Origin of the sequence: Methylomicrobium lacus LW14 (assembly GCF_000527095.1) — a bacterium.
GTDB classification, from domain to species: domain Bacteria; phylum Pseudomonadota; class Gammaproteobacteria; order Methylococcales; family Methylomonadaceae; genus Methylomicrobium; species Methylomicrobium lacus.
This window is the reverse complement of sequence record NZ_AZUN01000001.1, coordinates 4,082,180-4,108,864: the sequence shown is the minus strand read 5'-3', so window position 1 is coordinate 4,108,864 and position 26,685 is coordinate 4,082,180. Positions and strand designations below refer to the sequence as shown.

At 57.6% G+C, this 26,685-nt stretch carries 26 protein-coding genes; 14 read left to right on the top strand and 12 right to left on the bottom strand.

From position 1 onward, the window contains the following. Positions 1-44: 44 nt before the first annotated feature. The 5 genes from METLA_RS0119185 to METLA_RS0119165 all read left to right on the top strand — a co-directional run bounded on the left by METLA_RS0119185 (position 45) and on the right by METLA_RS0119165 (position 5,832). A complete protein-coding gene (locus tag METLA_RS0119185) occupies positions 45-668 on the top strand; it encodes a cytochrome c oxidase assembly protein (protein WP_245598827.1) in 624 nt (207 codons plus the stop codon). Next, positions 665-1,798, top strand: a complete 1,134-nt coding sequence (locus METLA_RS0119180; protein ID WP_024300101.1) for a c-type cytochrome — start codon at positions 665-667, stop codon at positions 1,796-1,798. Before METLA_RS0119185 ends, METLA_RS0119180 begins: the two co-directional genes overlap by 4 nt. After that, the gene (locus METLA_RS0119175) at positions 1,795-2,787 is read left to right on the top strand and encodes a cytochrome c oxidase subunit II (RefSeq protein ID WP_024300100.1); all 993 of its coding nucleotides are present in this window, start codon (positions 1,795-1,797) and stop codon (positions 2,785-2,787) included. Before METLA_RS0119180 ends, METLA_RS0119175 begins: the two co-directional genes overlap by 4 nt. A gap of 115 nt (positions 2,788-2,902) precedes the next feature. Continuing rightward, positions 2,903-5,446, top strand: coding sequence for a cytochrome c oxidase subunit I (gene ctaD / locus METLA_RS0119170; protein ID WP_024300099.1), 2,544 nt, complete (start codon positions 2,903-2,905; stop codon positions 5,444-5,446). Next, a complete protein-coding gene (locus METLA_RS0119165) occupies positions 5,443-5,832 on the top strand; it encodes a hypothetical protein (protein ID WP_245598826.1) in 390 nt (129 codons plus the stop codon). The genes ctaD and METLA_RS0119165 overlap by 4 nt, the downstream gene beginning before the upstream one ends. 181 nt (positions 5,833-6,013) lie before the next feature. Here METLA_RS0119165 and METLA_RS0119160 read toward each other — a convergent pair whose 3' ends face one another. The 6 genes from METLA_RS0119160 to METLA_RS0119135 are packed head-to-tail and all read right to left on the bottom strand — an operon-like array spanning position 6,014 to position 12,104. After that, entirely contained in the window at positions 6,014-7,459 is a 1,446-nt protein-coding gene (locus METLA_RS0119160) for an efflux transporter outer membrane subunit (RefSeq protein ID WP_024300097.1), read from the bottom strand. Beyond that, a complete protein-coding gene (locus METLA_RS0119155; RefSeq protein ID WP_024300096.1) occupies positions 7,456-8,436 on the bottom strand; it encodes an efflux RND transporter periplasmic adaptor subunit in 981 nt (326 codons plus the stop codon). The genes METLA_RS0119160 and METLA_RS0119155 overlap by 4 nt, the downstream gene beginning before the upstream one ends. Then, positions 8,426-9,178 (bottom strand): ABC transporter ATP-binding protein, encoded by a 753-nt coding sequence (locus METLA_RS0119150; protein ID WP_024300095.1) that lies wholly within the window; start codon positions 9,176-9,178, stop codon positions 8,426-8,428. Before METLA_RS0119150 ends, METLA_RS0119155 begins: the two co-directional genes overlap by 11 nt. 2 nt (positions 9,179-9,180) lie before the next feature. Continuing rightward, positions 9,181-10,341, bottom strand: coding sequence for an ABC transporter permease (locus METLA_RS0119145; RefSeq protein ID WP_024300094.1), 1,161 nt, complete (start codon positions 10,339-10,341; stop codon positions 9,181-9,183). A gap of 33 nt (positions 10,342-10,374) precedes the next feature. After that, on the bottom strand, positions 10,375-10,980 hold the full coding sequence (locus tag METLA_RS0119140) for an NUDIX domain-containing protein (protein ID WP_024300093.1): 606 nt from the start codon (positions 10,978-10,980) through the stop codon (positions 10,375-10,377). After that, positions 10,977-12,104 carry a PQQ-dependent sugar dehydrogenase gene (locus tag METLA_RS0119135; RefSeq protein WP_024300092.1) on the bottom strand — a complete coding sequence of 376 codons (1,128 nt, stop codon included), beginning with the start codon at positions 12,102-12,104 and terminating at the stop codon, positions 10,977-10,979. Before METLA_RS0119135 ends, METLA_RS0119140 begins: the two co-directional genes overlap by 4 nt. 112 nt (positions 12,105-12,216) lie before the next feature. Between METLA_RS0119135 and htpX the strand changes: the two genes are divergently transcribed. The 9 genes from htpX (at position 12,217) to METLA_RS0119090 (ending at position 21,247) form a co-directional block, all read left to right on the top strand. Further along, complete coding sequence (htpX, locus tag METLA_RS0119130; protein WP_024300091.1) at positions 12,217-13,092, top strand: protease HtpX; 876 nt, start codon at positions 12,217-12,219, stop codon at positions 13,090-13,092. 199 nt (positions 13,093-13,291) lie between these two features. Beyond that, complete coding sequence (gene cysM / locus METLA_RS0119125; RefSeq protein ID WP_024300090.1) at positions 13,292-14,182, top strand: cysteine synthase CysM; 891 nt, start codon at positions 13,292-13,294, stop codon at positions 14,180-14,182. Continuing rightward, positions 14,112-16,244 (top strand): C4-dicarboxylate ABC transporter, encoded by a 2,133-nt coding sequence (locus tag METLA_RS0119120; RefSeq protein WP_245598825.1) that lies wholly within the window; start codon positions 14,112-14,114, stop codon positions 16,242-16,244. Before cysM ends, METLA_RS0119120 begins: the two co-directional genes overlap by 71 nt. Positions 16,245-16,256: 12 nt before the next feature. Beyond that, entirely contained in the window at positions 16,257-16,841 is a 585-nt protein-coding gene (locus METLA_RS0119115) for a YdbL family probable chaperone protein (RefSeq protein ID WP_024300088.1), read from the top strand. Positions 16,842-16,844: 3 nt separating this feature from the next. Then, the gene (rlmD, locus tag METLA_RS0119110; protein ID WP_024300087.1) at positions 16,845-18,179 is read left to right on the top strand and encodes a 23S rRNA (uracil(1939)-C(5))-methyltransferase RlmD; all 1,335 of its coding nucleotides are present in this window, start codon (positions 16,845-16,847) and stop codon (positions 18,177-18,179) included. 2 nt (positions 18,180-18,181) lie between these two features. Continuing rightward, a complete protein-coding gene (locus METLA_RS0119105; RefSeq protein ID WP_024300086.1) occupies positions 18,182-18,670 on the top strand; it encodes a L,D-transpeptidase in 489 nt (162 codons plus the stop codon). A gap of 97 nt (positions 18,671-18,767) precedes the next feature. After that, complete coding sequence (locus METLA_RS0119100; RefSeq protein WP_024300085.1) at positions 18,768-19,118, top strand: endonuclease domain-containing protein; 351 nt, start codon at positions 18,768-18,770, stop codon at positions 19,116-19,118. Between the two features lie 46 nt (positions 19,119-19,164). After that, positions 19,165-19,968: a tRNA pseudouridine(38-40) synthase TruA gene (gene truA / locus METLA_RS0119095; protein WP_024300084.1), complete on the top strand. Its 804-nt coding sequence runs from the start codon at positions 19,165-19,167 to the stop codon at positions 19,966-19,968. Continuing rightward, positions 19,946-21,247 (top strand): styrene monooxygenase/indole monooxygenase family protein, encoded by a 1,302-nt coding sequence (locus METLA_RS0119090; RefSeq protein ID WP_024300083.1) that lies wholly within the window; start codon positions 19,946-19,948, stop codon positions 21,245-21,247. Before truA ends, METLA_RS0119090 begins: the two co-directional genes overlap by 23 nt. A 147-nt stretch (positions 21,248-21,394) precedes the next feature. Here the strand turns inward: METLA_RS0119090 and METLA_RS0119085 are convergent, their stop codons facing one another. From METLA_RS0119085 to METLA_RS0119060, 6 genes are all read right to left on the bottom strand, one after another. Next, complete coding sequence (locus METLA_RS0119085; protein WP_024300082.1) at positions 21,395-21,745, bottom strand: DUF3147 family protein; 351 nt, start codon at positions 21,743-21,745, stop codon at positions 21,395-21,397. An 11-nt stretch (positions 21,746-21,756) separates the two neighbouring features. Then, entirely contained in the window at positions 21,757-22,683 is a 927-nt protein-coding gene (locus METLA_RS0119080; protein WP_024300081.1) for a cation diffusion facilitator family transporter, read from the bottom strand. A gap of 92 nt (positions 22,684-22,775) precedes the next feature. After that, a complete protein-coding gene (locus METLA_RS0119075; protein WP_024300080.1) occupies positions 22,776-23,396 on the bottom strand; it encodes a class I SAM-dependent methyltransferase in 621 nt (206 codons plus the stop codon). An 86-nt stretch (positions 23,397-23,482) separates the two neighbouring features. Next, positions 23,483-24,109, bottom strand: coding sequence for a cation diffusion facilitator family transporter (locus METLA_RS0119070; RefSeq protein ID WP_024300079.1), 627 nt, complete (start codon positions 24,107-24,109; stop codon positions 23,483-23,485). Positions 24,110-24,604: 495 nt separating this feature from the next. Continuing rightward, entirely contained in the window at positions 24,605-25,978 is a 1,374-nt protein-coding gene (locus tag METLA_RS0119065) for a DcaP family trimeric outer membrane transporter (protein WP_161635432.1), read from the bottom strand. Positions 25,979-26,013: 35 nt separating this feature from the next. Further along, the gene (locus METLA_RS0119060; protein ID WP_024300077.1) at positions 26,014-26,475 is read right to left on the bottom strand and encodes a hypothetical protein; all 462 of its coding nucleotides are present in this window, start codon (positions 26,473-26,475) and stop codon (positions 26,014-26,016) included. Positions 26,476-26,685: the final 210 nt, after the last annotated feature.

The following is a 26,685-nucleotide window of genomic DNA, read 5'->3' as shown; positions in this document are numbered from 1 at the left end:
TGCGAGTTAGACCTCTAAATTTATTGACGTTTGCGGAATTGTCGGTGTTGGCGGCATTGGCATTTTTGCCGCTTTACCACGACGAAATCCGCGGCCAACAATCATGCAGGATGATTACCCATATCGCGCTGATGACAATCGCAGCGCCCGTGCTGGCCGGCTGGCTTCGCAAACAGGCCCGTTCTGCTACTGAACTTGCCAGTATGACTTCGCTGCCGGCGGCTACCGCGCTGCAAGCCGCTTTGTTTATTGCATGGCACTCACCGCCCGGCCTGGCGATGGCTGGGCACGGGGGCGATAGCATCATCATGCAGGCGACGCTGTTTTTTTCTGCCCTCTGGTTTTGGCTTACCGTCTTCAATCAGGACGGCAGGCATTCATGGCGGGCGGTCGTCGCGTTGCTGTTGACCGCTAAGCTGTTTTGTTTGATCGCCGTCCTGCTGACGTTTGCGCCGCGTGTGCTTTATGTTTCTGGCGCTATGGCACCCAACCCGGCGATGGCGTCTGATCTCGCCGACCAGCAGTTGGCAGGGCTGCTGATGATCACCGCCTGTCCCCTCACATATGTGCTCGCTGCGATTGTGCTCATTTATCGTTGGTTTCAGTCGCTGTGTGATTCCCGAAGTGACGTTGCTCAGTCGGCATTGGTTTCGGAAAACGTGTCATGATGGAATGGGTCAGAAGGTATTGGCGTTTCCTTCTGCTTTGGACGCTCGGTCTTTTGGCCGGAGGCATCGCCCTCGCTTTGATGGGCGCCTATTCCGGCATTTTAAACATAGCGGCGAGCGCGGGCCATCCCGCCTGGCTTGAGTCGTTTCTGCAGTTGGGCAAGGAGCGCTCGGTTAAATTCAACAGCAGAGCGATCGCCCCCCCGGCGCTGGAGCCAGCCGAACTGGTGCCGCTGGGCGCGGCGCATTTTCAAGGGACCTGCGCGATTTGCCATGGCTCGCCGCTGCAACCGGTCAATCCGATTTTTGGGCACATGCTGCCGCATCCTCCCGATCTTCAGCGGCATGCCACGCACTGGACGCGCGAGCAACTGTTCTGGATTGCGCGTCATGGCCTTCAATTGACCGGCATGCCGGCGTGGAGCGGTCAGAACCGCGACGATGAAGTCTGGGCTGTCGTGGCCTTCCTGGAAGCCTTGCCGTCAATGACCGAGGCCGACTACCGCCGCTATGCAAGCGGCCATAGCAAGACGCAAGACTATGCCGACGCGCAGCTCGTCAGCGCCGGACGGCCCCGATTTGACCTGACCGCTTGCAGCCGTTGCCACGACACGGCCGATGCCCCGCCGACAAGCCCTTATATACCGCGCATTGGAGGTCAGGAGGAGGCTTATCTGAAAAGGGCGCTGCACGACTTTCAGGACGACATGAGGCAAAGCGGCTTTATGGAACCCGTAGCAGGCGATCTCGATGATGAACACATTGAGCGTTTGGCTTCCTATTACGCCGCTCAGAGACCGGCTTTTCGCCAACCCGCGCGGCCCTCCTCGGCCGATGAGAGCGAGTTAGGCCGTCAACTGGCCGAACAGGGCGACCGCACGCGCAAAATTCCGGCCTGCAACGCGTGCCATGGCCGGAAGGGGCGCGAGGACTATCCTCGTCTGGCCGGGCAGTCAGCACAGTATATCGGGCAGCAATTGCACATCTGGCGGCAAGGCGGCCGTGACAAGACGCCGCACGGCGCGATGATGGCCGTCGTTGCGAAGCGGATGACCGAGCAGCAGGTCGCGGCCGCGGCTTCGTTCTTCGCGAATCAGCCGCCATGGACAGAACGGTCTCCGCGTCCATGAAAATAATCAGCCATGGCTTTTTGAGACTGTATTTAGTCATCGCGCTAACCGCGATGGTGGGTTGCGAAGGCGAGCAATCGGCATTCGCCGGCCTCGGTCCGGTTTCGTCGCGAATTACGCTGCTGATGTGGGTCATGTTCATTGCCGCAGCGTTGATAACGGCTTTCATATGCCTGCTGATTTTTATTTCAATAGCCGGCCCCAGCCGTTGGCGGCAGAAGTTGAGCAGTGAACAAGGCGTGGTTCTCGGGGGGATCGTTTTCCCGGTAGTGACCTTGAGCACTCTGCTGATTTACGGCTTTATGGTGTTGCGGGAGGGCGAAAATCTGGTTCACGCAGAAAATCCTGTGCGTATCTCTGTCGTTGGAGAGCGTTGGTGGTGGCGGGTGATATATCTCCACGACGACGGACAGACGACGGAAAGTGCCAATGAAGTGCATATCCCGACAGGACGCACTATCGAACTCGAGCTATCGACAGCGGACGTGATTCACAGTTTCTGGCTGCCGGCGTATGCCGGCAAGGTCGATATGGTTCCCGGCCGCATCAACAAGTTGCATTTAATTGCCGATAAACCCGGCGTCGTGCGCGGACAATGCGCGGAATATTGCGGCGGCGCCCACGCGCTGATGGCTTTTTATGCCGTGGCGATGCTTCCCGCCGATTATGACGCCTGGCTTGCGAAAGAAAGGTCGGGTGCGAAACCGGCTTCTGAAAAAGAGGGCGAAAGGCTTTTTTTCGCCAGCGGATGCGGGGGCTGCCATAGCGTTCGCGGCAGCCGGGCCAACGGAGAGATAGGACCGGATTTGACACATGTCGGCGGCAGGCTATCGCTCGGCGCCGGCATCCTGCCCAACGAACCGAAAAGCTTTGCCCAATGGATCAGCCGTCACCAGACGCTTAAACCCGAAAATTTGATGCCGCCTTTCGATTTCTTTTCCGAAAGCGAGCTTCAGGCCTTGTCGGCTTACTTGAACGCCTTGGAATAATCGTCATGCTGCATGTTAATGAATGCAGCCTGGCGATCAGCCGGTCATTCTTTACGGCGGCGCTGGTGTTTTATACCCGTGGCAGGGCGATACGTTATTTCATGAGGGGGAGTTTGTGACCAACACCACTGAAAAACAGGCGGCACTGCCCAACAGCTTGCCGCGCCCGCCCGGTGAAAAGGAAGAGCTGTTGCGCATCTGGGAGACCCCGAGCGGCTGGCGCTGGATTACCGCGGTCAACAACACCGTCGTGGGCTTGCTGTATCTCGGCGCCGCCTTCGCCTTTTTTGTACTTGCAGGCCTCTTGGCCCTGGTGATGCGTACGCAGCTGGCCATACCCGAAAATGATCTGGTCAGTCAAGATCTCTACAATCAAATCTTCACCGTGCACGGCACCACGATGATGTTCCTGTTCGCGGTGCCGGCCATGGAGGCGCTCGGAGTGCTGTTGCTGCCCCAAATGCTGGCCGCAAGAGACCTGCCGTTTCCGCGCCTGAGCGCATTTGCCGTTTGGGCCTACATCATCGGCGGCGGGGTGTTCTTCTCGACAGTCTTCTACGGCCTGGCGCCCAAAGGCGGCTGGTTCATGTATCCGCCGTTGACGCTGACCGAATATTCGCCCGGCGACAACGCCGACTTCTGGCTGCTCGGCATCGGTTTCATCGAAATCTCCGCGATCGCCGGCGCCATCGAGATTATCGTCGGCATTTTGCGGACCCGCCCGCCCGGGATGTCGCTCGATAAGCTGCCCATTTTCGGCTGGTCGATGCTGGTCTTCGCCGGCATGATCGTGGTGGCGTTCCCGGCGGTCATTCTCGCGACGATGTATTTGGAAATCGAACGATCTTTCGGCTGGCCTTTTTTTACCGCCGCTCAGGGCGGCGATCCCTTGCTGTGGCAGCATTTATTCTGGTTTTTCGGTCACCCGGAAGTGTACATCATTTTCCTGCCGGCGGCCGGGCTGGTCTCGATGATTGTGCCGACCATGGCACGCAGGCCGCTGATCGGTTACCGGCTGATCGTCGTGGCCCTGATTGCGACCGGTTTCTTCAGTTTCGGCCTGTGGGTGCATCACATGTTCGCCACCGGCATCCCGTCGCTCAGCATGGCTTTTTTTTCGGCCGCGAGCATGACGGTCGCGGTACCGTCCGGTATCCAGATCTTTTCCTGGATCGCCACCATCGCCGCGGCCAAGGACCGGTTTCGGCTGACGACACCGGGGCTGTTCGTGCTGGGCATGCTGTTTATTTTTACGATCGGGGGGCTGACCGGCATCATGGTCGCGATGGTGCCGTTCGACTGGCAGGCGCATGATACCTATTTCATCGTCGCCCACCTGCATTATGTCCTGGTCGGCGGCATGGTCTTCCCGCTGTTCGCGACCTTTTATTACTGGGCGCCGATGCTCAGCACGCGGATGCTGTCCGAGCGCCTCGGAAAATGGTGTTTCTGGCTGATATTTATCGGCTTTAATGTCGCCTTCATGCCCATGCATATTTCCGGTTTGCTGGGCATGCCTCGCCGGATATGGACCTACTCCGAGGCGTCAGGCTGGGGACCTTATAATCTGATATCCACGCTAGGCGCTTATCTGATCGGCGCGGGAGTGCTCGTTTTCATCGTGGATCTGATACGCAATTTCCGAGTCGGACAGGGCGGACAGCTCAATCCCTGGCAAGCAGGAACCCTCGAATGGCTTTCTGCCGATCTATATTCCACGCGCTCCATTCCCCAGGTGAGCAGTCGAGAGCCCTTATGGACGCAGCCCGATCTGTCCGAAGAGGTCGACTCAGGCCAGCATTATTTGCCCAATGCTCCGACCGGCGCACGCGAGACCTTAGTCACCTCGGTCATCGAAGCCAAACCGCAGTACGTGATCCAGATGCCGGGCAACGGCTGGGCGCATGTGCTGGCGGCCGTGTTTACCGCGGCCTGTTTTCTGCTGTTGACCATCAAAGTGGTGGCGCCGGCTCTTGTTTGCGGAGTACTGGCGATCTTGTGTGGCCTAGCCTGGGTATGGGAGCTCGATAAAGGCCCCGGTAAAGGCCCGGTGGACATCGGCGCCGGTATCGAGCTTCCGGTTTATGTCTCCGGCCCGATAGGCCACGGCTGGTGGGCCATGGTGATTCTGATGGTCGTCGCCGGCTCGCTGTATTTATCCTACTTGTTTTCCTATCTTTATCTCTGGACCGTAGCGCCCAAGGTTTGGCCTTCCGATGCAGGAGGCCTGCCAGACCTTAAGTGGCCTGCCCTCAGCGCCCTGCTGTTTACTGCCGGCGCGGCATTTTTTGCGGTCGCAAGGAGAACGCTGCCGGCACCGGGTCACCCGCATTTAGGGACGCCGCTGCTGGTGCTGCTAGGCGCCCTCTCGAGTATCCTTGCCGTGTACTTGGCGGTCGGTTGCCACTGGCAGGCGGGACTCAGGCCCACCGTGTCGAGCTATGGGGCCATGGTCTACACGGATGGCATTTTAACCGGACAGCTCGTTTTTACCGTGCTGATTATGTCGTTGTTTGTGATCGCTCGGCACTTTACCGGCAAGCTCGACCGAGTACGTTGCGCTACGCTCGAAAACACCGCCTTGCTGGTTTATTACACTGCGGCGCAAGCGCTTGTCGGGCTCGTTGTGATTCATGGCTTTCCGAGAATGATTTTATGATGAAGGCATCGAAAAACCCCTCTTCCAAACAAGCCGTCGGCACTGTGCTGATCGCTTTGATCGGTCCTTTAACGATTTGGGCGCTGCACTTTTCTGTGGTGTACGGGGCACACCATCTCGTCTGCGCCGCACTCGCGGGCAATTACGTCGGTTTTGGGATGCAGACGACCGTAAGCGTTGCAACCGTTGCGGCTCTGCTGGCATTACTGCTTCTGATCGTGAAGCCCGATGTTGTGCTGCGTATGAAGAGAGACGAGGCGATGCCGAAAAACTCCCGGTTGTTTCTGACAGACGTCATGCGGTTGCTTGCATTGCTGTCTTTGTTTGGGGTTTTATGGGCCGGCAGCGCTGCCTTTTTTTTCCCGGCCTGCATGTCGCTCGTATGATATGAGATAGATCTACTTAGGATATGGTCATAAACAACTTCCCGATAAAATTTTCCGTTCGTCCTGAGCTTGTCGAAGGATGGACGGAAAATTCCCGGCTCATGCTGTCACCCGTTCATGCTTCGACGAACTCAGCACGAACCGGTGACAGCATTTACGGAAGTTATTTTTGACGGAATCCTTAACCGCCTTTCGGACCCAAGGAAGACTCCTTGACCTGCCAGCCGCCGCCCAATGATTTGTAGAGGGCCACTCTTTGTCCGGCGAGCTTGGCTTGACTATCGATTAAAGCCAACCGTCTAACAAGCAGTGCGCGTTGGGCGATCAGCACGTCCAAAAAAGCGGTCAAGCCGTTGCGGTAGCGTTCCTGTGCCAGCGCGAGCGCCAGCCGGTCCGCCGACTCGGCTTGCTTCAATTGTTCATGGCGCTGCCGCTCCTGTTCGAGAGACGCCAGCGCATCTTCGACTTCCTTGAACGCATTCAGCACAGCCGCCCGATAGGCGTACAACAATTCCTGATGGCGGGCTGTTTTACCTTCGATATTGGCTTTGATGCTGCCCCAGTTGAAAATCGGAAACGCGAGGGTCGACGCCATCGACCAGGATTTGCCGAGCATCGTGAAATCGGTGATGTCGGTATTTTGGAGGCCGATGAAAGCGGCAAGATTGATGCGCGGATACTGCGCGGCGACCGCGGCGCCGATCTCCGCATTCGCGGCCGCAAGCTGTCTTTCGGCGCTGCGGATGTCGGGTCGGCGGCGTAACAATTCCGACGGTAGGTCGGCGGCGACCGGCGTTGACGGAAGCGGGATGGCTGAGGCTTGCCGCAGGCGTGCGGCCAATTCGCCCGGCGTTCTGTCCAACAATACGCTCAAGGCGTGCATGGCCAGTTTGATCTGGTTTTCATAGAGCGGCCGTTCCGCCGCGGTCGCATCGGCCTGCGCCTCGGCTTGCGCGACGTCCAGGGAGGAGGCAAGCCCGGCTTTTTGCCTTTCCTGGGTCAGATGCCAGGTATCGCGCTGCGTGATCAGGTTATCATCGACGACGGCAAGCAGCTGCTGATTGGCGCGCAGGGTAATGTATTGACTGGCCACTTCGCCGAGCAGACTGACCTGCAAAGCTCTGCGGTTTTCGGTTTCGGCTTCGACAGTCGCTTCCGCCGCTTCGACGGTCCGCCGGATACCGCCGAATAAATCGAGCTCCCACTGCGCATCGAAACCCGACTGGAAGATATTGATCAGCCGGTTGCCGATGCCGAAGGCGCCGCCGGCCGTACCCGTCGTGCCGGAGGACGAGGTGATGCTATTCAGACGCCGCGAGACGGTGCTTTGGCCGGAGAGCGTCGGCAGTCCCGCGGCGACGGCCTGCGTCCTTTGCGTGCGGGCGATGCGGATGCGCTGGAATGCCTGTTTCAGGTCCAGATTGGCCGTGATCGCTTCGTCAATTAAGCGGTCCAAAACCGGATCTTCGAAGGTTTTCCACCAGATATGAGAATTTTCAAGATTGCCTGGCGCAGATTGGTTTTCGCTCCATTGGGCGGGCGTTGGCGCCTCGGGAGGGACATAATCGGGGCCGACCGTACAACCGGCGATGAACCCCAAGAGGCAAAGCGTCAGGATTCTGTTCATGCCGGCGGCAAAGGACTGGCATTGGCCGGGGCCGAATCGCGATCGAAATCCGGCGCTTCGATGAACACATCGAGCTGCTGGCCGACATACACCGGCATCTTGCTGCGGTTGAAGCTGTACAGCGCCTGCAAGACCCGCGTATCGACGCGTTCGGTGCTGTCGCCGGTCAGCGACTTTTTCGGCACCACATAAGGCTCGACCCAGACCAACGCCAAATCGGTCTGAAACCTGCGGTTGCCGCGCAAATAGGCGACGGCCTTGCTTCGGGGACGAAAGCGCCAGGCGTCGTTTTCGTCGATGTCGACCCTGACATGAAGTTCGTCCAGATTGCCGACGATCATCAAAGGCGTGCTGAGCGGCCCCGCCTGGGCGAACTCGCCGGGCCGCACATTCACTTGCAGCACTTCGCCGTCAACCGGGGCCGTGACCCGCAATAAATCGAGCGTAGTCTGGCTCGCCTTGACCGCAGCTTCGGCTTGCAGCACCTCGGCCCTGGCGCTGTCGAGCTTGCGCCTTGCGATCAAGGTCGCATTGCGGCGCCGCTCCAGTTCTTCGGTGCTGATCGCGCGTCGGTCCTGGACCGCGTCGGCCAGACGCTGCAACACCTCGGCGTCCCTGACCCCCGCTTCGGCTTCGCCGACAGACGCCTTCGCTTTCGCAAGATCGGCCTCGCGCACGGTCGATTCTGCCAGCGCGGCGCGGTCGTCGATTAAAAACAGGATATCGCCGAGTTTGACGCGATCGCCGACCTTCACCTTGACCGCTTTGACGAGGCCAGCCAAGGGGGAGCCGATCGCGATATTCTGGCTTTTCGCCTCGACAATGCCGGCCCCGGCAATGAAGGTCGCATAGGGCGAGATCGCGGGTTCCGCCGCGGCCTGTGCGATCGGCGCCGGCTTATTGCTGCTGACGACCTGGAACACGCCGAACAGGAAGCCGGCGGCGGCCAGTGCGGGCAGCGTATATTTAGGTAACATCGTGGGCTCCTTGCTCGGTGCGGCCGGGATTGGCATTGGTCGAAGGCTGGGATTGCTGCACCCGGACAATTTTTCCGTCATCCATTTGCGCGATCCGGTCGGCGAAGCTGAAAATGCGGGCATCGTGCGTCACGATCACCAGCGCCCTGGAATGATCGACCGCGACCGCTTTGAGCAATTCGAGCACATGCATTCCGGTTTCATGATCGAGCGCGCTGGTCGGCTCGTCGCAGACGATCAGCCTCGGGCTATGGATCAACGCGCGCGCGATCGCGACCCGCTGCTGCTGGCCGCCGGAAAGCTGGGAGGGCAGCGCATCCGCCCGATCCCCGAGGCCGACCTGATCGAGGACAGCGGCGGCTTTGCGAACCGCTTCGCGCCGCTTCATGCCGTTGATGATCAGCGGAATCGAGACATTTTCGGCCGCATTGAGTGCCGGCAACAGGTTATAGGCCTGGAACACGAAGCCGATATTTTGGGCGCGAAATTTGAGTTTTTGATCATTTTTCAATTTCAGCAAATCCTCGCCGAACACCTGGCAGAGGCCGGAATCCTGGTCCAGAATGCCGGCGATCACCGAAATCAATGTCGTTTTACCGCATCCAGAAGGCCCGACCAACATCATCAACTCGCCGACATGGACTTCGAGATCGATGCCTTGCAGCGCGGTAATTTGCTGCGAGCCGGTGTCGTAGGTCTTTACGACGTTTTGACACAAAACGGCCAGCGTATCGCCGCCCATGCTCAGCCTTTGAACACGACCGCCGGTTCCAGCATGATCACCTTGCGGATACTCAATAAGGCCGCGAAGACGCAGATCATGCTGACACCCATGCCGCTGAACACCAGCAATTGCCAGGGGAACTTAAAGGCCAGGATCGTATTGCGCATCGCATAGCCGAATAAGGCGGTCAGGCCGACGCCCATGCCGTAGCCGATGCTGCCGACCAGCACCGCCTGCAGCAGGATCATCCGTAGCAGCACCCAGTTGCTGGTGCCCATCGCCTTCAGTACGCCGAACTGCCTGAGATTTTCGAGCGTGAAGTTGTAAAAGGTCTGGCCGGCGATCGCCGCGCCGACGATGAAGCCGAGCATGACCGAGATGCCGAAGTTGATCGGAATGCCGGTATTTTTCAGGAAATAATTGTAAGTCAGCGCCTTGAATTCTTCCTGAGTATAGACGGCCAGTCCGGTTATCCGTTGAATCCTTTGGGTCAGTTCTGCGATGTTTTGGCCCGCCTTGGCCTTGACCAGAACGAACGAGAGCAGTTTCCTTTCTTTCGGCGCATAGAGCAGTGCGCGGTTATAGGTCGTATAGATGACCGGCTGGGATTGAAAAGTGCGCGTGACTTTCGCGATGCCGACGACGATCGCCCGGCGGTCGTTCAGTTCGAGGGAATCGCCTATCGTCAGCGGCACGAGCTTGCCGTCCTTGATCTGAGGTGCTTTCGCGAGTTTGGTGTTCGCGCCTTCGAGATCGACGAGCACGCCGTCGCTGCGGCGCAAGTCTTCGAGTTTTCCGCTCAGCATAGCGGGAGGCCCGCCGATCAGGGTCGCATCGTCCAGTCCGATCAGGTTGCAGGTCTGAAACGTGCCGTCGTACAGGCGCGCCTTGATCAGCCCCTTGTATAAAGGCACCGCCCAGCCGACGCCGGCCACGCCGCGCACCCGGTAGAGCTCGGTGTCCTGCATCGGCTTGACGTCATCGATGAACTGAACCTTGGGGTCCATCACCCAGATGTCGGCCAGCCCGACATCCGAGACAAAGCTGTACGATCGCGCCATCAGGCCGAGAAAAATGGCGGGCTGCTGGGTCATGATCAAGGAGGCGAAGGTCAGCCCCATCACGATGCCGAGATACTTGCCCCGGTCCCCCATCAGCATGGTCAGCGCGATGTAATTCATGGTGTTATATTCCTTTCTGACAAACCTCTGTCCTTATGCCTCACGACACCATCTTTGTCTCAGCTTATCCCGGTTCAGCGCCAGCCATTGCAGCGCCAGGATCGGAATCGCGGACTCGATCTCGCAGCTTTCGAGCATCCGATAGGCTTCGTCGAACGGCGCCGGACGCACCAGGATGTCTTCGTCTTCATGATCGAGGCCGTGAATGCCGCCGACCTGACGGCTGTCGATCTTGCCGCAAAACAGCGTGATCATTTCCGCGCAGCCGCCCGGGGTCGTATAGAATTGCATCACCTCGATCAACTCCTCGATCACGCAGCCGGCCTCTTCCTGTGCCTCCCGGTGCGCGACGTCCTCGGCGGTCTCGCCCTCCTCGATCGCGCCGGCGACGATTTCGACCAGCCAGGCCCGTTCCGGGCAGCCGATCGCACCGATCCGGAACTGCTCGATCAGGACGACCTCGTCCCGCTCCGGATCGTAGAGCAACACCGCGACGCATTTGCCGCGTTGGAACAATTCGCGTTCGATCTCGCCGCTCCAGCCGCCCGCAAACAGGGTGTGCCTGAGCCGGTATTTTTCGAGGCGGAAAAATCCCGCATAGCCGGTTTCCTTGCTGATGATTTCAAAGGCCTTGTTCATTTTTTCGCTGGGTATTGCACTCTATAGATCACGCCGAGGTGATCGTCGCTGATCAATAAACTGCCGTCCGGCAGGGTCAGTAGGTCGACCGGCCGTCCGAGCACGGTTTCGTCCCGAGTCAGCCAGCCGTCGATGAAGACTTCTTCGCTGACCGCTTTACCGTCTTTGAAACTGACCAGGGCGACCCGGTAACCGTCCGGCTCGGAACGGTTCCAGGAGCCGTGCTGGGCGACGAACAGCTGGTTGTGATAATGCGCCGGAAACTGCGTGCCGCGGTAGAATCGAATGCCCAACGGTGCAACGTGCGCCTTGAATTTCCAGGCCGGCGGCGTATAGTCGGCGCAATTCTTGCCGTTGCCGTACTCCGGATCGATGACCTCGCCGCCGTGGCAATAGGGATAACCGAAATGCTCGCCGACCTGGCTCCAGCGGTTCAATTCCTCGGGCGGCAGATCGTCGCCGAGATAATCGCGGCCGTTGTCGCTGAAAAATAACGTATCGGTGCCGGGCTGCCAGTCGAAGCCGACCGTATTGCGGATGCCGCGCGCGATGATCTCGAAATCGCTGCCGTCCGTATTGACCCTGACCAGAGAAGCGTAGATCGGCTTTTCCGGCTCGCAAATATTGCAGGGCGCGCCGACCGCAGTATAAAGCTTGCCATCGGGACCGATACGCAAATATTTCCAGCCGTGATGCTTGTCGGTCGGCAGCTTGTCGTAAACCGTCACCGGTTTCGGCGGCTTCTGCAAGTGTTGCAGGATAGCGTCGAAACGAACGATCCGGCTGATTTCGGCGACATAGAGCGTGCCCTGCCAGAAAGCGACGCCGTTCGGCATCGTCAAATCCTCTGCGATCACATCGCGCGTTTCGGCGCGGCCGTCATTGTCCTTGTCCTGGAGCGCGTAAACCTTGCCTGAAACGCCGGAACCCGCAAACACGACGCCGTTGTCGCCGAGCGCGAGGCTCCGTACATTCGGCAAATCGCTCGCATACAGCGAGATCGTAAAGCCCGGCGGCGCATGCAACTTCGCAATCACCTGCTCGGGCGTCTGTTGCCGCGCGCAGGCGGGAAAGACCACACCGCTCAGCAGGACCGCAAGCCCGATTGATTTCGTCTTGTTCATAACGCCCTCGCTCGTTAAACTTTATTTGTATATTATCACTCTGACCCGTATTGAATTCATTTATTCAATCCCTATTTTGTTAACATCCCAACTTGTCATCCAGGCAAACACTATGATGCGAATTTTTCTGTTTTTAGCGACCAATATCGCGATACTGATCGTGATCAGTATCGTTTTCAACGTGCTGGGTTTAAGCGGCGCGCTCGATGCCCGGGGCGTCAATCTGAACCTGAACGCGCTGTTGATCATGTCCGCGGTGATCGGCATGAGCGGCTCGTTCATTTCGCTGGCAATGTCCAAATGGTCCGCGAAAAACGCGATGGGCGTGTATGTGATCGAACAACCGCAAAATCAGACCGAAAAATGGCTGGTCGATACGGTCGCCCGCCTCGCCAGACAGGCCAATATCGGCATGCCCGAAGTCGGCATGTTTCAGCAGCATGAAGCGAATGCGTTCGCGACCGGCATGAGCAAAAACAGCGCCTTGGTCGCGGTCAGCACCGGCCTGCTCGAAACGATGAGCGCCGACGAGGTCGAAGCGGTGCTCGGCCACGAAATCACCCACGTCTCGAACGGCGACATGGTCACGATGGCGCTGATGCAGGGCGTCGTGAACACCTTCGTGTATTTCTTCGCGACGGTGATCGGTCATGTGGTCGATCGGGTGGTGTTCAAGACCGAGCGCGGTTACGGCCCGGCCTATTACATCACGCAAATAGCCGCGCAGTTGGTGCTCGGCATCCTCGCCTCGATGCTGGTGATGTGGTTCTCCCGCCGCCGCGAATTCAGGGCCGATGCGGGCGGCGCAGCGCTGGCCGGACGCCAAAAGATGATCGGCGCGTTGCGCGCCTTGCAGCGCAGCCATGAGCCCTCGGCGCTGCCCGATCAGTTGGCCGCGTTCGGCATCAATGGCGGCGGCGTGATGCGCCTGTTCATGAGCCATCCGCCATTGGAAGAGCGGATCGCGGCATTGCAAAACAGCCGTTGATCTATAAAACCTTACGGACGGGTTGAATAACCCGTCCGGCATCACGCTCCCAACGGGACGGGTTATTCAACCCGTCCTCACCTTTTCAATTCACCCGCCTGCCCCCGCGTCCCCCCGGACGCACCGTTAAATTCCGATCGGCTGTTCCGCCCATTTTATGGGATAATTCGCCGAATTTTTGCAATTGATCCCATCACACATGACTTACCCCACCATCGAAGCCTTCGTCGGCAATACCCCGCTGGTCCGCTTGCAGCGCCTGCCCGGACCGAACAGCAATACGATCCTGGTCAAGCTGGAAGGCAACAATCCGGCCGGCTCGGTCAAGGACCGTCCGGCGTTGAGCATGATTCAACACGCGGAAGAAAGAGGCGAGATCAACCCCGGCGACCGGCTGATCGAGGCGACCAGCGGCAACACCGGCATCGCGCTCGCGATGGCCGCCGCGATCAAGGGCTACAAGATTACCCTGATCATGCCCGACAACATGAGCGCCGAGCGCCGCGCTTCAATGAAGGCCTATGGCGCAGACATCATCCTGACGCCGGCCGCCGGCAGCATGGAAGCCGCGATCGATCTGGCCCGCCAGATGGAAGCGAACGGCGAAGGACGCATACTCGATCAATTCGCGAACCCCGACAATCCGCGCGCGCATTACGAAGGCACCGGCCCCGAAATCTGGCGCGACACCCACGGTTCTATCACTCACTTCGTCAGTTCGATGGGCACGACCGGCACGATCATGGGCACATCAATGTTTCTGAAGGAGAAAAATCCCGCGATTCAGATCATCGGCGTGCAGCCGGAAGGCGAATCGAAGATTCCAGGCATCCGCCGCTGGCCCGAAGAATATCTGCCGAAGATTTACGACCCGAGCCGCGTCGACCGGATCATCCTGGTCGATCAGCTGTCGGCCGAACAGACCACGCGCGACCTGGCCGCGATAGAAGGCATTTTCGCAGGCGTCTCCTCCGGCGGCGCGGTGTATGCGGCGCTGCAACTGGCGAAGGAAGTCGAGAATGCAGTCATCGTCGCAATCATCTGCGACCGGGGCGACCGGTATTTATCGACGGGTGTATTTCCAGACTAAGCGCCGGCGGGCATCGTCAAGGCTTCTGACCCTCGGCGGATTTATGATCCTGCTGGGGTTCAGCGCCCAGAGCGGCGCGCTCGACAACATCGCACTCGACGTCGGCGCGCTGCATGCGCAAGGCTGGAAACTCGAAGGCGTAAAAATCGCCTTGAACGACCTTCCCGAGCGCCGCCAGCAACTGATCCTGACGATCGGCAAACTGAGCCTGCCGAAACCTCTCGACGACCTGAAACTCGCCGACATCCGCTGCACCTCCTTTACTTGGGGCGACAACCAAGTCATCTGCGAGCGCGGCAAGGCGCGAATCGATTCCAAACGCTGGCGCTCGCCCGGCGCCGATTTTTCGTTTCGACTCGGCGAAAAATCCAGCCGCGCGAAAATCACCGATCTCCGTCTGTTCGGCGGCACGGTCGATGCCGAATTGACCGAACAGGCGATGCGCTGGCAGGTCAAGTTGAAGGCGGAAAGGCTCGACGGCGTGCTGCTGCAAAAACAGCTCGGCTTCCTTCCTGCCGAAATCAAAAACGGCGAGCTCGGCCTTGCGCTGACTATTTCAGGCCGCCAAAGCGAAATCGACGAGTTCGACCTGAACGCCAATACCGACCGGCTGACCCTGCAAACGGCGGACGGCAAGACCGCGACCGAGGCACTCTCATCCAACACGCAGCTCCATGCGGTTCACGCCGACGGGCTCTGGCATTGGCGCCTCACCGAACAGTTGACCGGCGGCGCGCTGTATCTGGAGCCCGTCTATCTCGAAGCGGGCAAGGATGTGATCAAGTTGACCGGAGAAGGTTTCTGGAGTCCTACAGGGCAACGCGTCGACATCGACTCCTTCGTTTTCGATCATGCGGGCACCGCCACGATGACCGGTCGCGCCGCGCTCGCACTCGGCGCGCAAGTGAAATTGACCGAAGCCGCGGTCTCCGTGCAAACGGACGATCTGAAGCCGTTTGCGTCGGTGTATTTACAGCCTTTCTTCGCCCAAACCGCGCTCGAAGGCCTCTCGCTGCAAGGCAAGGCGAAGGCCGATGCGGCGTTGACCGAACTGGGTTTGACGAGCCTTACGGCGAACTTCTCCGATCTTGCGGTTCAGGACGAAAGCGGCCGCATCCATGCCGAAGGCGGCAAGGGAGCCATCCATTGGACGAGCGATTCTGCCGTTTCCATCCCATCGACGCTAAGCTGGCAGGCATTATCGCTGTATGCGCTGCCGCTAGGCCCGGCCGAACTGTCATTCGTAAGCCGCGCGAACCAGATCGAATTGCTGAAAAAAACCAAAGTGCCCTTCCTTGGCGGCAATATCGCGATCAAACGCTTCAACTACCAAGGCCACCCGGAAGCCGAACCCGACGTGTATTTCGAAGGCAGCCTGAACAATGTCTCGCTCGAACGTCTGTCTTCCGCTCTAAACTGGACGCCGCTGTCGGGCACGCTCAGCGGCAACATTCCGGGCATCGAATACCGCGACAAAACCTTGAAACTGGGCGGCGAATGGGTGATCAAAGTTTTCGACGGCGTGATCAGAATCGCGAACCTGGCGTCCTCTGGCCTGTTCGGCGATTTGCCGAGATTGTCTGCCGAAATCGAACTCGATCATCTGGATCTCGACCAGTTGACCCGCAAATTCCAGTTCGGCGGCATTACCGGCCGCTTGTCCGGCTTCGTGAAGAATCTGCAACTCGAAAACTGGCGGCCGGTCAGTTTCTATGCCTGGTTCGGCACGCCGGACGACGACGATTCGCGGCACCGGATCAGCCAGAAAGCAGTCCAGAATATCGCGAACATCGGGGGCGGCGGCGCGGCGGACCTGTTGTCGCGCAGCTTTTTGCAGTTTTTCGAAACCTTCGGTTACGACAAGATCGGCCTCGGCTGCTACCTGCATGACGGCGTCTGCCAGTTGATGGGGATCGAGGCCACCGAAACCGGCTACCGCATCATCAAGGGCGGCGGCCTGCCGAGAATCGACGTGATCGGTTATAATCCTCGGGTTAACTGGAGCGTATTGATGGAGCGCCTGGAGCGCATTACCACCTCGGATCAAGTCATTATCAAATAATCAGGTGCAACCATGAAAAAATTTTCGCTGTTCGGCGCGCTGCTGCTCTCCGCCTGCGTCACGATCAATATCTATTTTCCGGCCGCTGCGGCCGAAAAAGCCGCGGATGAAATCATCAAGGACATTCAGAACGTCGCGCCGGCGAAGCCGGAGCCCAAATCCGGCCTAGATGCCGATCATGCAGAACTTTACCGCTGGATCGATATGGCGGTCGGCACGTTCATTTCGAACGCTCAGGCCGCCGAAGCCGATTTGAGCATCGACAGCGCCGAAATCCGGCAGCTGCGCGCATCGATGGAAAAGCGCTTCGCCGCTTTGCAGCCCAACTATGCGGCCGGCTACATCGGCATCAAGGCGGACGGTTTTTTGAGCGTTCGGGAAGGCGCGAATGTGCCGCTGAAAGAACGCAATCAGGTGACCAAGCTGGTCGCGGCCGAAAACAAGGACAGGCAGACGCTGTATCAGGCGATCGCGAATGCGAACGGCCACCCCGAATGGCTGGCGCAGATCAAATCGACCTTCGCCGCGCGCTGGATCAGCAACGCCCAGTCCGGATGGTGGGTTCAATCATCGAACGGAAGCTGGAAACAGAAATAAACAATGGCAGGCAACAGAGCAAGAAAGAAAACCTTACCGGAAACCCCGGTCCGGGTCACGATCGAATCGCTCGCGCATGACGGGCGCGGCGTTACGCATGTGGACGGCAAGGTCGTATTCATCGACGAGGCATTGCCCGGCGAGGAAGTCGAATTCGTTTACACCGAAATCCGCCGCGATTTTGCCGAAGGCAAGGTCGTGAACCTGATCACCCGCGCCGACGCGCGCAGCGAGGCGGCCTGCCCGCATTACGGCGTCTGCGGCGGTTGCAGCTTTCAGCATGTCGAAGCGGCCGAGCAGATCCATATCAAGGAGGACTTGCTGAAGGAGCAGTTCAAACGCATCGGCAAGGTCCCGGTGCCGGAGCTCTGGCAGCCGTTGACCGGACCGCATTGGGGCTACCGGCGCAAGGCCCGCATGGGCGTCAAATATGTCGCGAAGAAAAACCGGACCCTGGTCGGTTTCCGCGAACGCCGCCACCCCTATCTGGCCGAGATCGACAACTGCATGGTGATGCACCCTGTCGTCGGCGAGAAACTGGTCAACCTGTCCGAGATGATCTCGGGCCTCAGCATCCGCGAAAAAGTACCGCAGATCGAAGTCGCGATCGGTGACGAGCAATGCGTGCTCGCGGTGCGTGTCATGGAACCTCCGACCGAGGCCGACAAGGAAAAGATGCGCGCGTTCGCGCGCGAACACGGCGTGTCGATCTGCCTGCAACCGAAAGGCCCAGATTCGATCGTGCCGCTCGACGGCGAGCCGGAAGTGACTCCGACCTATGCGCTGCCCGATCAGGCCATCGAATTCAAATTCCGCCCGGCGATGTTCACCCAGGTCAACTATGAGATCAACCGGCAGATGATCAACCGGGTGCTCGACACCTTGGAACTGAACGAGAACGACACGGTGCTGGACCTGTTCTGCGGACTCGGCAACTTTACCTTGCCGATGGCGCGCTATGCCGGCCGCGTGGTCGGCATCGAGGGCGACCAGCCGCTGGTCAACCATGCGAAGGACAATGCCCGCCACAACGGGATCGAGAATGTCGAATTCTACGCGGCCGACCTCAGCAAGGATGTCTCAGACCTGCCCTGGTTCAACCGCAAATACAACAAGATCCTGCTCGACCCGTCGCGGGCCGGCGCCTCCGAAGTGCTGAAGTATTTCAAGAAATGGCAGCCGGAAAGGATCGTCTATGTGTCCTGCAATCCCTCGACCTTGGCGCGCGATGCGGGCATCCTGGTCAACGAACTCGGCTATAAGCTGGTCAAGGCCGGGGTGATGGACATGTTCCCGCAGACCGGGCATGTCGAGTCGATGGCGCTTTTTGTGAAATAGGAATGGCCGATTTTTACCTCGACGTTTCGATCGGCAAGCAATGTATGGCGCTGATCGAAAACGGCCTCCCCTTGAAAACCTATCCGGTCTCGACCGCCAAGAACGGTGCCGGCGAACGGAAAGGCAGCGAATGCACGCCCAGAGGCTGGCATAGAATCCGCGCGAAAATCGGCCGGGGTGAACCGATCCATACCGTGTTCAAGGGCCGCCGTCCGACCGGCGAGCTCTACAGCCCCGAACTCGGCCGCCTTAACCCAGAGCGCGACTGGATTCTGACCCGCATCCTCTGGCTCGGCGGCCTCGAACCCGGCCATAACCGCTACCGCGAAGTCGACAGCGCCTGGCGCTATATCTACATCCACGGCACACCGGATGAGCTGATGCAGGGCAGACCCGCGTCGCACGGCTGTATCAGGATGTTCAATGCCGATGTGCTGGAGTTGTTCGATCGCGTCGAGGCGGGAATCAAAGTATATATCCATGAAGACTGACGCGGCCTAATGAGTCACGGCTCACACATATCAGGGCAGAACAAGCCCTCTCCAAAGGGAGAGGGTTGGGTGAGGGGAAATCAAAACCATCAACCTTATGAATTTAACAGAAAAAGCCAGATCGCTCAGAAGCGACCAGACAGACGTAGAGCAGCTTTTATGGCAACAATTGCGCAACCGCCGTTTTTATAACTATAAGTTTCGCAGGCAATTCCCTATTGCTCCCTATATTGCCGATTTTGCTTGCCTCGACCTAAAACTAATCATCGAATTGGATGGTGGTCAGCACACCGAACAAAAGCTCTACGATAACCAGCGCGACATATTTCTTGAACAACGAGGATTCAAAGTCATACGCTTTTGGAATAATGATGTGATAGATAATTTGGAAGGAGTTCTTGAGTCTATCCGCTTGGCTATTTTAAAAATTACGGATAAGAATGAGTGATTCTTTAATTTCCCCTCACCCAACCCTCTCCCTCCGGAGAGGGCATTTGCGCATCGCGCTCGGCATCGAATACGACGGCAGCGGCTTTTGCGGCTGGCAATTCCAAGCCGAACGGCGCAGCATACAATCCACGCTGGAGCAGGCGCTGGCGAAAGTCGCGAATGAACCGGTCACCGTGATTTGTGCAGGCCGGACCGACGCCGGCGTGCATGCGATCGAACAGGTCGTGCATTTCGATACGACCGCCGAAAGGGAACCGAATTCCTGGGTCATGGGCGGCAACACCCACCTGCCCGACGGCGTGCGCATCCTCTGGGCCAAACCTGCGATCGGCGACTTTCACGCGCGCTACAGCGCGATCGCGCGCTTCTACCGCTACATCATCCTGAACCGGCCGGTCAAATCGGCGCTGACCCCGACGCAAACGACCTGGTGCCATGCGCCGCTGGACGCAGACCTTATGCATCAGGCCGCGCAGCACCTGATCGGCCACCACGATTTTTCCTCGTTCCGCGCCCAGGGCTGCCAGTCCAAGAGCCCGTTTCGGCAAATGCATTTCGTCGAGGTGTACCGCGAGGGCGACCGGGTGATCATGGACATCGCCGCGAATGCGTTTTTGCACCACATGGTCCGCAATATCGCCGGCACCCTGATCGCGATCGGGGCCGGCAAGCAGCCGGTCGACTGGACACGGGAACTGCTGAACGTCAAGAAGCGCGCCCTGGCCGGCGTCACCGCCCCGCCCCACGGCCTGTATCTGGGCGGCGTTTTTTATCCTGAATGCTACCAACTCGCTAATCACCCAATCTTCAGCAAATTGCCTGCGGATGCGCAAAGGCACCGTGATTGAAAATCAAGACATTCTGCCCCCTAAATCAACGATCGGGATAATAATGAGCAGTCGCAAGATCACAATACTCGGCGGCGGGCAGGCAGGTCTCCAGCTCGCATGCGGCCTCCTGCACAAAGGCTATCAGGTCAAGGTGGTGCAGAACCGCACACCGGAGGACATCCGTTCCGGCAAGGTGCTATCGAGCCAGTGCATGTTCGGCCAAGCGTTGCAGAACGAGCGCGACCTCGGCCTCGATTTCTGGACCGAGGAATGCCCAACGATCGATTCCATCAATTTTGTCGTACCGGCACCGGATGGCTCCGGAAAGAAGCAGGTCGATTGGAACGGCGGGCTCGATCGCCCGGCACAAAGCGTCGACCAGCGCCTCAAATATCCCGTATGGCTGCAGGAGTTTGAGCGCCGTGGCGGCAAGCTGGAAATCAGGGAGGCCACCGTCGCTGATCTGGATGACTATGCCGCCACCTCGGATCTGACGATCGTTGCCGCCGGCAAAGGCGACATCGCCAAGCTGTTCGAGCGCGACTTAGAAAAATCCCCCTTCGGCCAACCCCAGCGCGTGCTGGCGTTGACTTACCTGCACGGCATGACGTCGCGGCCGGACCATTCGGCAGTCAACTTCAACCTCATTCCGGCCGTCGGCGAATATTTCTTGTTTCCGGCGCTGACCCACAGCGGCCCCTGTGACATCATGGTGTTCGAAGGCATTCCCGGCGGACCGATGGACTGCTGGAAGGACGTGACCAGCCCCTCGCAGCATCTCGAGCGCTCGAAATGGATTCTCGATAAGTTTCTGCCCTGGGAGGCGGAGCGCTGTCGCAACGTAGAGCTTACGGACGCCAACGGCATTCTTACCGGCGCCCTCACCCCGATCGTGCGCAAGCCTATCGGGCGGCTGCCTTCCGGCAGGGCCGTGCTGGGCTTGGCGGACGCCGTCTGCCTCAACGATCCGATCACCGGGCAGGGCTCGAACAATGCGTCTAAGGCCGCCAAGATCTACTTGGATGCTATCGTCGCCCATGGCGATCAGCCGTTCGACGAGGCGTTCATGCAGGCGACCTTTGACGGCTACTGGAACTATGCACAATTTGTTACCGGCTGGACCCATTTGCTTCTGCAGCCGCCGCCTCTCCATGTCTTGAAGATCATGGGGTCGGCGCAAACCTATCCGCCGCTGGCAAGACGCATAGCCAACGGCTTTGACAACCCGCTAGACCTGTTCCCGTGGTTTGCCGTGGACGAGGAGGCGGATCGGTACCTGCAGCAGCTCGCAGAGTGAGGGAGGTCTGCTGATTCACCCCCGCCGAAAAACGAGCTGAACACCATTAGGTAAAGGTGAACAGATTTGGAAAAATCCAGAACTTCCGGATAAATCCAGAGATTCAATCAAAATGCGGGCTTTCGGCTCTTCTTAAAATGGTCGTTGTTACAGCAACTCTATACCGTAACGGCGAACAACGAGCGCGAATAGACCAAAGCAAATGATTGTGATGATGATGCAAGACAGCAAAGTCAGCCAGAAGCCAATGCGTGGGAGCAGCACAGGAAAAATCAGAAACATCGGCAAGGTTGGCACGACATACCAGAACGTATACCACGCATGGTTAGCAATCTTCTCCTGCGGTTGTTTTTCAACATAGAGCCAGATAAGCGCCAATATCGTCACCAGCGGAAGCGCCGCAACAAAAGCGCCTAGTTTGTCACTGCGCTTTGCGATTTCTGACACCAGCACAACAACAGCGGAAGTCAGGAAGTACTTTGTTATGATCCAAGCCATGATATTTCCATTTAGACTATGTGGTCTGGAGCTAGCACGCACGGTTGCCCCCCGTCGCCTAGCTCAACTTGCATAGTCGCATGCTGAATGTGAAAACGATCATGCAATTCCTCCGCTATCTTAGCCATGAACACATCACCGGGGTGACCATTTGGCATGACGAGATGAACAGTCATCGCTGTTTCCGTGGTACTCATGCCCCAAATGTGAAAATCGTGTATTTCCGTAACGCCCGGCAGCCCCGCTAGGTAATTTCGGACAAGCAGTGGATTGACGCTCTCTGGAACGGCATGCAGGGCTAATTTTATCGACTCCCACAGGAATCCCCATGTACTGACCAAAATGACAATGACAATGAGCAAGCTGATTGCTGGGTCTAACCAAAACCAACCCCCGACAAGGATTCCTACGCCGGCAAGTACCACCCCAAGCGAGACAGCAGCATCTGTTGCCATGTGCAGGAATGCGCCGCGAATATTCAAATCTGTTTTTCTACCGGACATGAACAATAACGCCGTCGCCGTATTAATCAGCACACCCAAAGCTGCAATCCAAATGACCGTTTCAGCGGCAACAGGCAGCGGGCTCATCAGGCGCTGCATAGTTTCCCAAGCGATACCCCCAGTTACAACCAACAGCAAGACAGCATTAATCAGTGCCGCTAGGATGGACGAACTGCGTAGACCGTAGGTGAAATCTTGAGACGGAGGGCGACGCGACAAAACACTGGCTCCCCATGCGAGTAGCAGACTTAATACATCGCTCAGGTTATGCGTGGCGTCTGCCAGCAAGGCTACTGAATGCGCCAGAAAGCCATAAATGCCCTCGACTGCGACAAATCCGATGTTAAGCAGAATGCCGACGGCAAAAGCACGCCCGAAATTGGCTGGTTTGTGACCATGAGTATGCTCATGGTCATGATGGTGCGTGTGTGTCATGTATAACCTTAAAAAAGCCGTGTTTTCTATTTAGGACGCATGCCAGTTATCTCGCTTGTCGAACGCAATTTCGACGGTTTGAATAGCTAGCTTTATTTAGGTTGCCTATAGAAATGGCAATAAAGATACATTTGCTCTACACCACTCGGTGTAACATGCGGTTCTTTGTGACTGCGCTTTAATTCAAACTCCTCTCCTAGTATATGCTCTATCTGATCTGGAGTGTATCGTTGTACTGGCAAACCACTACACTTGGGCGGTGCTTCTGGTGCGAACGTACCGATAATGAGGTGCCCACCCTGCCTTAACGCCTTAAGAAGGTTGTCCCTGTATTTTCGCTGCTGCTCGGGGGCAATGAGAAAGTGAAATACGGCTCGATCATGCCATAATTCATAGTGATTCATCGGCAAATCAACTTCGGTGATATCCCCCTCCAGCCATGAAATTAAGTCGGTTCTTTTTCCTAACCGTGCCTTAATCGTGGACAAGGCTTTCTCCGATAAATCGAGAACCGTTATTGATCGATAGCCTGCGCCCCACAGGTCATCGACCAACGTGGAAGCGCCCCTGCCGACATCAATGATGGGAGCGTCATCCGGCAAACCAAGCTCCTTAATCCAGCTCAGGGAGGTCTGCAAATGAGGTTCATACCAACCAACTTTCTCGGTCGGTTTCGTCGAGTATACTTGTTCCCAGTGATCTTTTGGGTTCATTTCACCCAGCCTAATCGTGTTTCATTGAACATTATGCCTATGTTATCAATAGGTCAAAGATAATCGGGCATAACACTGAGTGAGCATCACAATAACGAAGGCGATGTATGCAGTGCTCGAATGGACTGCCGCAAGATACTGAACGCAGAGCTGAGAAAGAGGCTTGCAATAAGGCTGCCAACAACAATATCCGGCAAGCGTGAGGCGAGCAGAGAGCTACCAGCAGCGGCTAGCAAGACACTGACGTTCGCGATCAGGTCATTTCTGGAACATAGCCATGTGGAACTCATGTTGAGGTTATCGCTCCGGTGACGATAGAGCAGCAAGAAACAAACAAGATTTGCGGCAAGTGCTACTCCGCCGATGATCCCCATTGTTTCCACACTCGGCATGATAGGGTAAAACACCTTATAGGCGGCTTCCGCCAGCACACCAAGACCAAAGGCGAGCATGAATACACCCTTCACCAAAGCCGCCCCTGCCTGCCAACGTGCCGAACGCGCAAGTACGAAAAGGCTGAACCCATACACCAAGGCATCGCCGAGCATGTCGAGAGCGTCCGCGAGAAGCGAAGTGGAGTGAGCCAGCAGTCCCGCCCAGCCTTCTACAAAAAACATCGTGGTATTGATGATAAGCACGATCCACAACACTCGCCCATGCTTAGTTCGCATGGCAGTTATCTCGCAGCTTTTATCTTCACAGCAATTTGCCATCAGTTTTAACCCATAACCAAAGCACAGTAAGCGCGTCAGTTTGAACTATGCTTCAACTTAGCGTCAATCTTTCAAGCGAACTCGCGTCATATCAGGGTCGGTTCTGCCTTCCATGAAACACTATTATCAAGCCTGCTTCAGATAGTCTGCGTATTTTATGATTGTCCGAAAAAATCCTAATTTGTAGGATAGGCAGAAGAACTGAACGTCGGCTTTGGGTCGTCCTGAGACGATCAAACTCAGTCATATTTACAGTTGCCAATGGCTGCTTTCGTGTAATGACATTGGGTTGGTTTCTCATAATTTTCGCCGGCCTATTTGACTGGAACACCCCCCAGAATTAAGGCTTTGGACGAAAACAACCGACTCCAGACCTCGGCTTCAACTCCGCTCTCCCCCGATCTTCTCGTAGAAAATCGGGAAGCTATTCCTGTCGACATCCTTAACTTCACCGATTTGCTCCATCGATTACCCCAAGCCGCCTTGTCTCGATACCTAAAACTGGAACATTGCCGAAAACTGCACGCGATGCAAATCCCCATTGGCGCCGCTTTCGATTTCGCGCATCGCATAGGTGTATTCCAGGCCGAAGGTGGTTTGCAGCAAGGGGCTCCATAACAGGTTGATCAGCCCCGACTGCGCCCATTTGGAAACGGTGCCGGAAACGAAGTGCGGGTTGTCGGCGTAGGCAAAGCCATAGCCCACGGTCGAGCGCCATTCCTGTCCCCACCAATGCCGGTAGGCGAGATAACCGCTGTAAGCGTCGAACAAGTGAATTTTACCTTCCGTATCGAGCGCAGCGTCGTTGAACAGATTGTTCGAAGAATAGCGGCCTAGCGCATTGCCGTAAGCCAGCATGAAACGGACGTCGTCGCGGCCGTAGGCGTTGATTTTTCCGGCCAGGCTGACCGCGCCGCCGAAGGCGCTGTCGGCGGTTTTGTCCGCGATACGGATATCGCGCGCCATCGCCGCCAGCGATAGCGTTCCCCACGGCTGGGTCGTGCTGAAGCGGGTCACGATATCCGGCGCACGGTCGTCATCCGGCGTTAGCCGAATGCCTTGCGGGTTGGTCAGCGTACTTTCCGGCGATTCGAGCGCGACATGCCAATCGATCGGGTTGTTGCCGATGCTGAACGGTTGCGTCCAGCGCACCTGCGGCTGGCGCACGAAGATTCTGCCGAGCGGCCCGCCGACGAAATCGTTCAATTCCGGCAAGGCCTGCGCGTCCATGAACGTGGTCCAGGTCTGGCCGGCGAGGAAACGGCCCAATTGCCCGTAGGCATGGCGCATGCGCGGCGCGTAGGAATTGCTGACTCTTTCGTCGCCGGGGGACTGGAAAGCGAAAAAATCCAATTCGAGATAGGTATTCAAATCGCCGAGCCGCGTCGGCGTGAAACTTTTCAGCCAGAACCGGCTTGAGCGGGCATGAAAATTGATCTGATTATCCTCGGCGTGGCTGTCGTCGACCGGAATCGAGCCGGGCACCAACCACTGGTCGCCCTGGTTCGTGCGGCCGTTGTCGCCTGTGCTCTGGCTGTTATAGATCGCGTCCAGTTTGACGAAACCGCCTATCGCCAGCGAGGTATCGGTGCCCGGAATTTTGATCGAACCTTTGGTCGCGCCGGCTTCGACCGGTTTGGCGGCGGGCTTCGGCGCCGTCTCCGGCGTCGCCGCGGCGGTTTGCGGGGGCTTTGCAAGCTCGACCTGCGCGGGCGCCGCGCTTGCCGCCAGTTCTTTTTCTTCGAGCTTTTTTTCCATGGCCTCCATGCGCGCGGTCAATAACTTGAGTTGTTCCCTGAGGTCGTTGACGGTTTGCTGGAGATTTTCCTCGGCATGCGCGAACGGCATCAGAAAAAATGCCAGGAGCATAAAAATGGCGATACGGTTCAGCATGATTCAAGCACTCAATGCGGCAATTGTCGGAATGAACGATGGCATTCATTGCAAATCGCAACGATTTGCTCGAGACGTTTCGGAATGCCGTCGACATAATTTTGTTCGGCCTCCTGCTTTAGCTGAGCGACTTGCTCCTTTAATCGGCCGCTCAAATCCAGAAAGGCCAGCCTGTCTTGCGGATTCAACGCCAGTGAAGGCAGCGCGTTGGGTATCTCCTGCACCGTCCCGAGCATCACCCCGGCGACTTCCGCCATTTCCTGCAGGCGTAGACGGCGCTCTCGATCCAGTTCCACTTCGGTCAGAAGATGTTCAAACATCAGATCGTTCAGCCGGCTCATCAGATCCTGCAAACGTTCGCTCTGAATGGCATGCAGCGCCGGCTTGCCGGTGTCCTGGAGGGTTGAGGCGTGTCTTTCGGCGCCGCAGGCGAGAAGCCATAAGGCGCAAATGCTTGGAATCGATCGCTTCATAAGGTTTTTCTCGTTAAAAAAGCGCGGATGGCGAGGAGGAAACAACTGTACAGATGGATTTAGCGTAGGCTATGTTGCCAACGACGAGGAAGACATTCAAGCCATTGGGCATCGAATGTCAGGGAGCGCGGCTGCTCGCTGACCTAGGCGATGGAGGGTTGCGGCGAATATACGAAGGGATCCGCTTCTACAACAGTCTGAACGCCAAGC